An 11772-nucleotide genomic window follows, 5' to 3' on the forward strand; every position below is an offset into this window, starting at 1 on the left:
ATCAGTTTTTCTTAAATTTTCTCCAAAACGGGGAAGACGGACTCGTGTTATCATTTCTTATGGATTCAATAGGAACAGCTTCTTTCCCTTTTGAGAGGACCGGTGCATCCTTTGAAGTCTCCATCAACTGGCTAGTTTCCTGTATGTCCTCTGTAGACATAGGAGAGTCTGGAGCATCCTCCTCTGGAATATGCGGACGTTCTGACTCTTCATGTACGGGTGGAACCTCATAGGATGGCCTACTGCGTGGTGATGGTGTATTTGCATTAGCCGTTTTTTCTGCCAGTTTTCGTAATTGATTAAAGGAAGGCACCGCTGTATTTCGTTGAGAGGGCATTCTTTCTTTCCGAGAGTGGGTAGGGAGATGGTCTGGATGTTTTGTGTGTCTATGAAGATCCCCAGATCCTCCACTTTCACGTTTTCGATCCACTTCTTCGAGTCGTTCTTTAACTTCTATAATTTTTTCTGAAAGCTTGTGGAGCCCTTCTTCTAGAAGAAGAGCTAATTCCTTTACTTTGGTGTCTAAGTTATCAAGATTCTTTTCAACTACGTCGAACTTCTTCTTCAACTGTAGATCATCTGATGAGTATTCTGTCTTTATAGAAGATAATGCTTCCCGATATCTCTCCACTTTCTTCTTTAACTGTTCAATTTCCGCATTACGATTTGCATCTTCCATCATTTCACCTCTTATAGCGAAATCAATCCTTCATCACTATCCTATTATCAAAAGACACAGGCGGTGACTAGTGGACAAGATGCTTATCCGCAAAAGAACTGCTTTCCTTTTCACAGTCAAGCTAGCTCATTGCCCACGCCACGCTTTCTAAACAACATATGATACGTATGCAAGGCCAATAAAAATATGGAGGTGACAGCTACATGCAAGATAATCTACAACTTCCTGAACAGGAATTAATCTGCATTAACGTCGATAAGGTATATGATTGGGTGGTCAAAGAAAATCGTTTTGATTTCTTCCCTACTACTGCAATCACATTTCCGGGTGTAACGACAGGTACCGTCTTAACAGGCGCAACTGTAACTTGTGAGGTAACGCCAGCCGCAGTAAACCCTGTTGTCATTTTACGTAGGGAAAATCGTCAATTTACAATTGACGGAGGCATCGTCTGTCTTCAACAATTAACGATTCAAAAGAACTTTACAGTCGTAATTGTATTGACACTACCAAATGGCACGATTTACCGCAGCGCTGGAATTCCGGTATCCCGTTCTGAACAAGTGATCATGTGTGCACCAAATGGAACAGACGTGACAGTAACTTTCACAGAACTGGATTGCTTTATTAGTGCGCAAGGAACATTCACACCAGGTACTGGTGTCATTACCTTCGCAGGGCTCGTAGTCTCAATCAGAACATGCCAAAGCATCCAAGCAACGTTCCCTGTAACAGTAGAATTCTTAGCAGACTTCTGCCAGCCGCGCGCTGAGCTAGCTATCGGCTCATGCCCACTACCTGCAAGACCACCTCAATGCCCTACTGTATTTCCTGACTGACCCTTGAACAGTACTAATAGTACAAGTAGGCTCATATGATAAAGAGAGGGGCCTAGACCTCTCTCTTTATTTATTTTTACAATATAGGAGGATGTCGTGTGCAGAACGGAATCACTGCTGTGGAAGCAAAGCTAAAAGAACATCACCAGCTTACACAGTTTTATTTAAAAGAGTTAAAGACAGCTCTCTCTAAAGCCAATGAGAACCAAACTTCATGCATAGGCTACTTTACATACGCTTTGCAATTATCACACGGAATGGAGCAAGAAAGTTTTTGCCTTGGCTCCTTCCACATTAAAAACATTGGCAATGTAGACATTACGAATCCAATCATTCACCTCACGTTGTCAGAAGATGCCCCCTTTTCGCTTCAAGGAAAGTTTGTCAACTCGCAATCGACCTTATCAAACAAATTAACGAATGGATGGGAACGCATGGACGATCCTGCCAATCCATCCGTTTTCAAATTAAAACCTCTCGGGATATCAATCATACCACCAGGAGGCCTGCTTTCATTCACGAACTTCCAATTGATCTGGTTCCCATCATCCAATTATGCCGGAAGTGTAACTGGCACTTTTTTTAGCGACCAAACTCCTGATGGCATGGCAGCTCTTAATTCGATTAATATCAATGGTTCTGCGGATCACAAGGAGGAGGCATAATATGGATTCACGTGCTATACAAGAGGCCATCCAGCGAATCACGAATGGTTTGATGGAGGATGTAACAAAAGGGAACGAATCGGAACCCTCCTCTACTAGCTTTGTATTTCTTGATTCGAAAACCATCAATCTTTTGCTTCTTTATATCGTCATGAATAAAGAGCTGCAACTCACCAGATTGACAAACCGGAATAACCCGACTGTCATTCAAAAGACCCTACTTGATGAAATTGAACGCATGATCGCTGACAACAAAGAGGCTTTCGAAGAAATTTTACATGACGTAAAACGTAAATAACCTATGGAGGGAGGTTCCGGACCGTCTTGGTTAACTTCGGTGATATAAAAAGTAATGATCCTATGCAATTGAAGCAGACTATTATTTTTTTGCGCGCTGAACTGAATAAATACAAAACGACCGAACCGGCTCCCCGCCTTATTCATGAGATTCAAGAGGAAAACCGGCAAATCAAAGAGGACTATCAACAATTATTGTATGCCAATCAAAAGCTGGAGAAACGGCTACGGATTTACCAGAAACGAATTCAAACGCTTGAAAACAGCAGAAAGACGCATACCTTACCTTCCGAGGACAATATTCAACACGCTGTCGATCGACTTGAAACTGTAACACAGAATTTAGGAAAGGAGCTGTCTTTACTTCAGACAGACCACAGTGAGCGAAAACGCCTTGTGGAGTTGCTTGATAATCAGAAGGAAAAATTGGAGCTTTTGCAAAACCAATTACGGGAGGAGCAACAGCTGAGTCAATTACAGCGCGACCTCATTGCTCTATTGGAAACATATACAGAAAGATTGACTACAAAAACAGAGCCCGACCAACCGGATTATATTTTGCAGCAAATCATTTCTCTTACAGAACTATATAAGAATAAATCTTCCGAATCTGAGCAATGAACTTCCAAAGGGAAAAGGGTATGATAAAAGGAGAAATTCTTTCTCTGGAGGTGCAAACATGAACATCATACCCATCGGCATATGGGGCGGCTATCCAAAAGCAAATGGCGCTACCTCTTCTTTTTTAATAGAACACGAAGGGTACCATCTGCTGTTCGATTGCGGCAGCGGCGTACTAGCTTCTCTACAAAATTACATTCCACTGGAGCAGCTCGATGCTGTCGTCATCAGTCATTATCATGCAGATCACATCGCGGATATCGGCAGTCTCCAATACAGCCGGCTCATCAACTATTACACGGGAAATCCAATGCCGCCTTTGCCTATTTACGGACACACTCAAGACAAAGAGGGATTTGCGAAGCTGTCGTACAAAGAGCAAACGATTGGAATGGAGATTTCCGACAGGACAAGTTATACAGTCGGACCTTTTACATTATCCTTTTGCCCGACGGTTCACCCCGTTTATTGCTTGGCGATGAAGGTCACTGCAGCTGGTAAAACAGCCGTATTCACTGCAGATACCGAGTGGACGGAGCCGCTTGTCGAATTTTCAAAAGGCGCGGATTTATTGATTAGCGAGGCCAATTTATTCGAGGAATATCTCGGCAAATCTCCAGGGCATATGGCAGGAAGCGAAGCGGGCACCCTGGCAAGACTTGCAGAAGCGAAACAGTTAATCCTGACTCACCTGTCGCAATACGGCGAGTTGGAAAACATCGCAGAAGCGGCGAGAGGTCAATACGCTGGAGAAGTGGAACTTGCTGTTGTTGGGAAAGTCTATACGCTGGATTGAATAACTACAAGTCCGATATGAAATGAAGCAAGTTGATCATGTAACCATATCTAGAATTCCATCATTCTGTAGATGGAAACACCCAAAGCACCTCCCGCAATAATGGGAGGTGCTGAAAAACTTGATTAGCGAATTTGGAGCCTTATAAAGCTAGATATCTTCAAGTTAATTTTATTGTTAAAATAAATCACTAACTCAATAGCAGATTAGGTAGTCTGAAATAGTGGCTACATCTTGGAAATAATCTTGTATTGATACACAGTCACTCCGCTGACAGCTTTTCTTCACTAGCGAAAGGAGCCAGTTTGTGAGGTAGTAGCATGTTTCATGGCTGATCATTTTCAATGACTTTTTTATGCTACACTTGTCATATGGAGGGATCCTAATGACACCTATAAATAAAACCAACACCTTACGACAAGAAGCTATCCAATTTATTCATACATGCTACGACGAAATCGGGTTATCCATTGAAGAACAATTGAAAAGAATTGAAGAAATAGAAGAGGAAATTTCGACAACCGGCACTTATTCGCATAAAAGTTTTGAATTGGAACACGGAGCTAAAATGGCATGGCGCAACAGCAACCGTTGTATTGGACGTCTACTTTGGAATACACTACAAGTGTTTGATGAACGGGAAATTGAAACAGCAGAAGATGCTTTTAATAAATTGTCGGATCATATCAGATTCGCAACAAATAAAGGTGATATTCGCCCTGCCATTACTATATTCGCTCCAAGAAAAAAAGGAATCGATCCCCTTCGTATTTGGAACCATCAATTAATTCGATATGCTGGATATAAGGACGGAAAGACAGTAATTGGAGATCCAATCTCGATTCAATTAACAAAAATGTGTGAGCAACTCGGATGGCGAGGCAAAAACACACCATATGATGTTCTTCCATTAATAATCCAAGAACACGGAAAGAGACCAAAACTATTTGAAATACCTAATGAATTGGTCCTCGAAGTACCAATTACTCATCCAGAATTAGATGAGTTGTCCGATCTTGGTGTGAAATGGTATTCAGTTCCGATCATATCAAACATGCGCTTGGAAATTGGAGGAATTGATTATCCTATGGCACCATTTAATGGATGGTATATGGGTACTGAAATTGGGGCGAGAAATTTGGCAGATTCCGATCGGTACAACTTACTTCCAAAAGTTGCCGAACTTATGGGATTGGATACGAGGTCTAATCGTTCGCTATGGAAGGATAAGGCGTTAGTTGAGTTAAATATCGCAGTTTTACATTCGTATTATGAAGCCGGAGTTACACTTGTCGATCATCATACAGCAGCAAAGCAATTTAAAGCTTTTGAAAAGAGGGAACAAGCATGTGGGAGGACTGTCACAGGCAATTGGGCATGGCTCATTCCCCCGCTCTCTCCAGCCGCTACTCATATTTATCATAAACCTTATAAAAATGACATTATTAAGCCAAACTACTTTAATCAAAAAGACCCCGGCGAGAGCTAACATTTAAATTCAATATACCTTCAATTTGTTAAGAGTGATGCGGGGGAAGAGCGGCACCTACTTGGAATTACATGAAAAGTGGTTTTAAGTTACAAATGCGTTTGGTACATCGAAGCGTCTGACAAGTAAGCAATCCAATGGCTATCTTCCACTGTTAACAATCTGCGTACTTCTAAAAGCGGATGAATATTGAATCTACTGTTTAGTTTCGATCTCCTCTTGCGAAAAACGCTTTTAAGATACGATTTACTATGTTTTTGCGACTAATGAAGAGATCTTTTATTGTTGGAACCCGATGGATGAAATGCGCAATCAACCTGATCATTACTTAAAATTCACATAACCTTTAAGCTTACAAAAGACTGTGACGGTTTTTTCCTTTGATTTTCAAAAAACCGGGATAAGTTACGAAACCAAAAAGCTGATTACACATGTAATGGATAATCAGCTTTTTGGCTTTTGTACAATCTTGCGCACTTATTCAACAGCTTTGACTTTTTAATATGACTTTTTTACTCTCTCAATATACCGCCCCACAACCGCCGCTGTTTTCTCCCGAAGCAGCTGATACGATTGGGACATCGCTATTTCGGAGTTGATTCCAGAATCCGTTAGGCCATGTACTTCAGTAAAAACAGCTCGCAGCATCTCACGAGAAGCCTCTTCGATAGCCCCCGAAATGAGAAGAACAGGGATCTGATGGCGTTCCGCCAGGCTCGCTACACCGGATGGCGCTTTCCCGGTTATGGTCTGCCCGTCCGAGCGCCCTTCCCCGGTAATCAGTAAATCGGCTTCCGATGCAATCCTTTCGAAATCCATCGCTTCCATGACCACTTCAATCCCGGGTTTCATGGTGCCATTAAAAAATGCCAGCAAGGCGCCGCCTGCTCCTCCAGCCGCTCCTGTTCCTTCCATGTCGTGAAGGGCAATCCCAGTCTCCGCTTCGATACAATCAGCAAGCCGTTTTAAGTTTTGATCAAGCAAGGCAACCGCTGCCTCGGATGCTCCTTTTTGAGGGCCAAACACAGCGGAAGCTCCAGCCGGCCCGATGAAAGGCGCGCGTACATCACATGCAATCGTAAATGAACTTTCCATGATTCTCTGATCAAATTGGGATAAATCAATCCGATGCAGTTTACGCAAGGCACCGCCGCCCGCCGCAAGCTCCTCCCCTTTGGCATCCAAAAAGCGACAACCGAGTGCCTGGAGAATACCAGTGCCGCCGTCATTTGTGGCACTTCCACCCAGGCCAATGACAAATGTCCGGCAGCCGGCATCCAGCGCGTGCCGGATCAATTGGCCGGTACCATAGGACGTCGCAATCAGTGGATCCCTTTCCTCTTCCTTTAATAATGTCAGGCCGGACGCTTCCGCTATCTCAATTACACACGTGGATCCGTCGCCCAGTATGCCATACCGGGCGGCCACTTCCCGCAGGAGCGGATCTTTCACTTGGACAAAAACCGTGTGACCCCCTGTCGCGTCGACAAGACAATCCATCGTGCCTTCGCCGCCATCTGCGAGTGGCAACGGGATCACTTTCGCTGAAGGAAGAGCATCGAGTATACCTTCCTCCATGGCAAGGGCAGCCTCGCGGGCTGTCAAACTTCCTTTAAAGGAATCGGGTGCTACTATGATTTTCAACATGTCACCCTCCATTCCTTAATCGTCCCACGTAACTGACATGACTGCCCCGGAAATCGCATGAATTTGGTACGTCACTTCATCGAGATCATCATCTGTATCGAGTTCGATGTTGACTAGGTAATATCCGCCTTCATCTGTTTTCACGAAATCCACATCGTCCACTTCATAAGGGGCCGATGTCTTTAATTGAGCGACTGCGATTTGCCGCGCCCGTTTCTCGGTAATTAACACAGATTTTTTCTCCTGCTGCTTGGCAGGCTTGGAAGTCTGTGAAGCCGGCTTCTTGTCTGGTGTCGTTTTGGCAGGGGTTTGCGCAGCTCCTCCTGATGTCGCAGGCTTTGTCGGTTTTGTTCCCACTGAAGACGGTGATTCTGTTTTGCCGTCCGACTGACTTGCAGTTCCGGAAGATGGCTCCTCAGCATCCTCCTTGCCCGTATTTTCCTCCTGTGGTTTGCCTGTTTCCTGCTCCTTGACGGGAGGTGCTTTCGCCACTTCCTTCGTTTGGATCAAGGCGAGCACCTGGCCGGTTTCCGCATCGACAGTCGCCTCATATTCTGCCCCGCCCCGTGCCAGCTTGATCTCGTATTCATCATCGTTTTGCGAAACATTTACGATATCGGCATTATACATCTCTTTCAACTGTTCCCGGACTTCCTCTTCGGACAGGGTTTGTGCTTTCGTGACGACCTGTCTTGAATAAAATTCACTGACGGCCAAAATAAGTATCGTCAAGAGGATCGGAATAAACCAAGGTTTACGAATCCATTTTTTCATGCTTCATCCTCTCCCTTTCTTGTCGGAAAAACAATACGGAAAGTAGTTCCAAGGCCTTCAATGCTCTCCACCTGCAAGTGAACCCCAAGTGAATCGGCAATTTCCTTCGCAATAGCTAACCCCAGTCCTGTACCGCCTGTCTTCCGGTTTCGATCCGTTTCCACCCGATAAAAACGATTGAATAAATTAGGCAAATGCTCTTTCGGAATGCCTCTTCCGTAATCGGTTACGTAGATCTCCGCACCTTCTGCACCATTTCGCACACCTGTCTTAATTTCACGATCACTATATTTCCGGGCATTATCCAGCAAAATGAACAAAAGCTGCCGCAAATGCTTCTCATCCGTTTCGACGATGACCTCCCCGTCCGTCTCTATTTGAATATCACGCCGGAACGTTTGCCGCAGCGGCGGAACAACCGCATGAAGAACATTCGGCAAATGGAGAGGCATGATTTCATAAGTGCGCTCTTGATGGCTTTTCGCAAGCTCCAGCATTTGTGCAATCATTTCTTTCATTCGCACAGACTCGGTTAAGATAGCATTTGTTGCTTCCTCAGCTACGGCCCGATTATCATACCCTTGGCGTTTCAACAGCCGAGCGTAGCTTTCGATAACAGTTAACGGCGTCTTTAATTCATGAGACGCATCCGATACGAACTGTTCCTGATGCATATAGTTCTCTTCGAGCCGCTCCATCATGTCATTGTAGGACCGCTCCATTTCAGCCAGCTCATCTTTGCCTTTCGCGAACGTATTGATTTTCTCATACGTCCCTTCCCTTCGGCTTTCAGACATAGCAGCAAGCAGCTTCTCTATCGGCTGCGTCAAAAGACGGCCGAGAGTCATACTCGATAATATGATCGGAATCATGGCCAAAATGGTGACGCCGACTAGGACGTATTTCAGTATTTTTAAATTGGCCGCTACATCCGTCAAGAGCTGGGTCATTTCGAGAGTCACAACCTCGCCCGATGGCCAGATGATCGGAACGGAAATTGTTAATGCTTCTACTCCTTCGTATTCACCAATGGCATATTTTTCGTCCGGTTTAGGAGAGGGATGAAATTTTGCCAAGCTCTCTACTGATTCTGTCGAAACTGTCGCTTCCCCTGATGCGTCAATGATCCGGATCGCCCCATTTGCGGGCACGTATGCACGAAGCACGATGCGTACTTCCTCTTCTTGGTCAATTTCACTTAATGCCGCCATCAATTCTTTGGACCGACTTAACAATTGCTTGTATTCCGTTGTATTGGACATCTTCCCAAAGAGAAAATAAATCCCTGTGTTCGCCAATATGAGAATGACGAGCATGAGCAATGTAGAAGATAAATGAATTTTTGTTTTCAGCTTCATGATCCAGAGGAAGCTCCCTTCAATACATAACCGACACCTCTGACCGTCTGGATCATGGACGTGTCATCGCCATTATCGATTTTCTTCCTGACATAGCGGATGTATACATCGACAACATTCGTATCGCCGTAATAATCGTATCCCCACACCGCATCCAGCAGCTGCTCGCGTGTCAGTACTTGATTTGGGTGCTTTAATAAATGCAGCAGCAAATCATATTCGCGCGGGGTCAGATCAATCAGTTTGCCATCCCGTTTCACCTCGCGGGTTTGATCGTGAATGGAGAGGCCTCCATAGGAAAAGAGATGTTCCTCCTTTTCAGGTACCGTCCGTTTCGACATGCGGAGAGCTGAGCGGATGCGTGCCAGCAGTTCATCAATCTCAAACGGCTTTGTCACATAATCGTTCGCACCCAAATCCAGGCCTGCCACTTTATCCGACACATCACTTTTCGCCGTCAATAAAATAACAGGCGTATCCATCTCTGTCGCACGAATGCGCCGGAGCACATCCAGCCCATTCAAGCCCGGCAACATCAAATCGAGCAGCACCAAATCCCAATTATTCTCCCGGTAGGTTATTAGCCCATCCGTTCCGGTATAGGCAATCCCAACCTCATATCCTTCAAACTCCAGCTCTAATTGAAGGACCCGTGCGATACTTTCCTCGTCCTCTATGACTAAAATCTTCTCACTCATGTTCGCTCACCTATCTGTTTTCCTTTTATTCTATCGAAATCAGCCTCTATCGTCTATTTGTCGCCCTACTTAAAAAATACATGCCCGGCGGCTAAGGGGCCTGGCATGTACTTGTGTGTTTTTATGTTTTTATGTTTTTATGTTTTTATGTTTTTATGCTTAATTCATTTACTCGTCTTTTTCAAATGAAACAAGGGTACCTGTCGCCGCATCGATTTCCAATTCGTATTCGACATCGCCATCTTCCATTTCAATTTCCCAAACACCGTCATCCAGTTCAATTTCCGTTACTACACCACTCGCATGGCGCTTAGCAATCGCAATCGCTTCCTCTTTCGACAAACCTGCCTTTTTCACAGATTGTTTAGGGGACTGTTGTGTAGCTGTAGCTACCTTCGTTTCCACCTTTTGAGTTGTCGCTTGTGCTGCCGGCTCAACCACTTTTAATGTGTGATTAGAAGAAACCGGCTTTGTTGCAGCTTGCTGTGACTTTTTCGCACTTGCTTTTTTATACTGCTCTTTTTCAAATGAAATCAATTCGCCTGTAACTGCATCCAAGGTAAGCTCATACTTGAAGCGATCATCCTTCATCTCGATCTCATACACACGGCGACCGTCTTCGCGGTCCAGTTCAATCTTTTTCACATTTCCAACCGCATGCTTCTTCGCGAATGCGAGGGCTTCCTCTTTCTTCATGAGCTGACCGGATTGGTTATTGTTCTTTCCAGATTTAAGCTCCTTCTCGAATTTAACGATTTCACCTGTGATCGCATGCACTTTTACGTCATATTCATAGTTGTCATCACGAAGTTCAATGTCATAATAGTACTGTTTGTTATCTTCGTCCAACTCGATATCTACGACCTTGCCAGATGCCAGCTTCTTGGCAGCCGCAATCGCCTGCTCCTCAGATAACAACTGGCCCGAAACGGCTGCCGGAACATTGGATTGTTGCTTGCGAACCGCGACCGCGCCAGTCAGCGCATCAATGTCCAGCTCATACTCAATCCCTTTCGACTCCACTTCGACCTCATAGACAGGTCCCGATTTCTTTTTCTCCAGCTCGATTTCGGTCACATGCCCACCTACCTGCTGTACCGCCAACTCTTTCGCTTGCTGCAGCGTCAACATCTGCTTAGCTGTCGCACTCGAACTTGAAACAGAATCATCAGCCAGGGCTACGCTACCGACGGCAACGACTCCCGCCAATGCAGGAATCAACATCCACTTCTTCAAAATGATCTCCTCCTTTATTCTGCACTCTTAGCATACCCCGTCAATATGAGAAGACAGAGAGAGGATTATTAGAAATTGATGAGAATGATAGATTTCATAATATGAGGGGGAGATTCGTCGTCGTAGAACATTTGAGTTCGAAAACGGCGACATACCTTATACTTCTATAATTTATTGATTTTCAACGAAGACTATTGTACTGTGGAGTCGGAGGTGGATTTACTTTTTATGGATAAAATCTTAGCTTCTATTTATATTCCTTTAACCATCGTCTCTTTATTACTCCTAAACATGGTTCCCGAGTCCAGAGTTTGGCTATTCCCATTTCTCTTTTTTGCCGTCAGCGTCGGTTCCTTTATTAGGAATAAAAAACGATCCGATAAAGTATTCGCATATGGATGTGCTGCATGTTGTATGGCGAGCATTTTGTATTATTGGGTGCTGTAATAAATCCATCTCATTTTTTTGAGATGAATTCAGAGCGTAGACAAAAGCATATTAATTTGTTGTGGCGTATAAAAATAATATACAACCGTTACTTGCATTAGATTCCTAGTAAAGTTGATTTCCGCTTCTGGCGGTCGCTTTCCGGGGGGCGGGCGGTGAGCCAATCGAACAACGAAGAGTTCGATTTGCCGTATTTCTGCGTTCTTTGCAGAAATTAAGGCATCCT

The 11772-nt window shown here is 44.5% G+C and carries 13 protein-coding genes; 6 read left to right on the top strand and 7 right to left on the bottom strand.

Features of this window, described 5'->3' with window-relative positions; all coding sequences use genetic code 11:
* Position 1 precedes the first annotated feature (1 nt).
* Positions 2 to 679: a hypothetical protein gene (locus L7D49_RS04700; protein ID WP_238079659.1), complete on the bottom strand. Its 678-nt coding sequence runs from the start codon at positions 677 to 679 to the stop codon at positions 2 to 4.
* A 203-nt stretch (positions 680 to 882) separates the two neighbouring features.
* On the opposite strand from L7D49_RS04700, the gene L7D49_RS04705 reads away from it, so the two are divergent.
* The 6 genes from L7D49_RS04705 to L7D49_RS04730 all read left to right on the top strand — a co-directional run bounded on the left by L7D49_RS04705 (position 883) and on the right by L7D49_RS04730 (position 5386).
* On the top strand, positions 883 to 1518 hold the full coding sequence (locus tag L7D49_RS04705; protein WP_238079660.1) for a BMQ_0737 family morphogenetic spore coat protein: 636 nt from the start codon (positions 883 to 885) through the stop codon (positions 1516 to 1518).
* A 98-nt stretch (positions 1519 to 1616) separates the two neighbouring features.
* The gene (locus L7D49_RS04710; protein WP_238079661.1) at positions 1617 to 2183 is read left to right on the top strand and encodes a hypothetical protein; all 567 of its coding nucleotides are present in this window, start codon (positions 1617 to 1619) and stop codon (positions 2181 to 2183) included.
* 1 nt (position 2184) lies between these two features.
* A complete protein-coding gene (locus L7D49_RS04715) occupies positions 2185 to 2481 on the top strand; it encodes a hypothetical protein (RefSeq protein WP_238079662.1) in 297 nt (98 codons plus the stop codon).
* Positions 2482 to 2507: 26 nt separating this feature from the next.
* On the top strand, positions 2508 to 3101 hold the full coding sequence (locus tag L7D49_RS04720) for a hypothetical protein (RefSeq protein WP_238079663.1): 594 nt from the start codon (positions 2508 to 2510) through the stop codon (positions 3099 to 3101).
* A 58-nt stretch (positions 3102 to 3159) separates the two neighbouring features.
* Positions 3160 to 3897, top strand: a complete 738-nt coding sequence (locus L7D49_RS04725; protein ID WP_238079664.1) for an MBL fold metallo-hydrolase — start codon at positions 3160 to 3162, stop codon at positions 3895 to 3897.
* Between the two features lie 385 nt (positions 3898 to 4282).
* Positions 4283 to 5386, top strand: a complete 1104-nt coding sequence (locus L7D49_RS04730; protein ID WP_238079665.1) for a nitric oxide synthase oxygenase — start codon at positions 4283 to 4285, stop codon at positions 5384 to 5386.
* 498 nt (positions 5387 to 5884) lie between these two features.
* On the opposite strand, the gene L7D49_RS04735 is transcribed toward L7D49_RS04730, so the two are convergent.
* The 6 genes from L7D49_RS04735 to L7D49_RS04760 form a co-directional block, all read right to left on the bottom strand.
* Positions 5885 to 7030 carry a glycerate kinase gene (locus L7D49_RS04735; protein WP_238079666.1) on the bottom strand — a complete coding sequence of 382 codons (1146 nt, stop codon included), beginning with the start codon at positions 7028 to 7030 and terminating at the stop codon, positions 5885 to 5887.
* An 18-nt stretch (positions 7031 to 7048) separates the two neighbouring features.
* The gene (locus L7D49_RS04740; protein WP_238079667.1) at positions 7049 to 7807 is read right to left on the bottom strand and encodes a PepSY domain-containing protein; all 759 of its coding nucleotides are present in this window, start codon (positions 7805 to 7807) and stop codon (positions 7049 to 7051) included.
* Positions 7804 to 9165 (bottom strand): sensor histidine kinase, encoded by a 1362-nt coding sequence (locus tag L7D49_RS04745; RefSeq protein WP_238079668.1) that lies wholly within the window; start codon positions 9163 to 9165, stop codon positions 7804 to 7806. The genes L7D49_RS04740 and L7D49_RS04745 overlap by 4 nt, the downstream gene beginning before the upstream one ends.
* The gene (locus tag L7D49_RS04750; RefSeq protein WP_238079669.1) at positions 9162 to 9863 is read right to left on the bottom strand and encodes a response regulator transcription factor; all 702 of its coding nucleotides are present in this window, start codon (positions 9861 to 9863) and stop codon (positions 9162 to 9164) included. The genes L7D49_RS04745 and L7D49_RS04750 overlap by 4 nt, the downstream gene beginning before the upstream one ends.
* Positions 9864 to 10031: 168 nt before the next feature.
* Positions 10032 to 11099, bottom strand: coding sequence for a PepSY domain-containing protein (locus L7D49_RS04755; RefSeq protein ID WP_238079670.1), 1068 nt, complete (start codon positions 11097 to 11099; stop codon positions 10032 to 10034).
* 476 nt (positions 11100 to 11575) lie between these two features.
* Positions 11576 to 11772 (bottom strand): hypothetical protein (locus L7D49_RS04760; protein ID WP_238079671.1); only part of this gene is annotated, 197 nt, incomplete at its 5' end.

Source organism: Sporosarcina cyprini (assembly GCF_022048975.1).
Lineage (GTDB): Bacteria > Bacillota > Bacilli > Bacillales_A > Planococcaceae > Sporosarcina > Sporosarcina cyprini.

Bases quoted from the DNA above. Each gene is read 5' to 3' on its own strand.
- L7D49_RS04700 (WP_238079659.1), bottom strand. From the start codon at position 679: ATGGAAGATGCAAATCGTAATGCGGAAATTGAACAGTTAAAGAAGAAA.
- L7D49_RS04745 (WP_238079668.1), bottom strand. From the start codon at position 9,165: ATGAAGCTGAAAACAAAAATTCATTTATCTTCTACATTGCTCATGCTC.
- L7D49_RS04750 (WP_238079669.1), bottom strand. From the start codon at position 9,863: ATGAGTGAGAAGATTTTAGTCATAGAGGACGAGGAAAGTATCGCACGG.
- L7D49_RS04715 (WP_238079662.1), top strand. From the start codon at position 2,185: ATGGATTCACGTGCTATACAAGAGGCCATCCAGCGAATCACGAATGGT.
- L7D49_RS04740 (WP_238079667.1), bottom strand. From the start codon at position 7,807: ATGAAAAAATGGATTCGTAAACCTTGGTTTATTCCGATCCTCTTGACG.
- L7D49_RS04730 (WP_238079665.1), top strand. From the start codon at position 4,283: ATGACACCTATAAATAAAACCAACACCTTACGACAAGAAGCTATCCAA.
- L7D49_RS04705 (WP_238079660.1), top strand. From the start codon at position 883: ATGCAAGATAATCTACAACTTCCTGAACAGGAATTAATCTGCATTAAC.
- L7D49_RS04725 (WP_238079664.1), top strand. From the start codon at position 3,160: ATGAACATCATACCCATCGGCATATGGGGCGGCTATCCAAAAGCAAAT.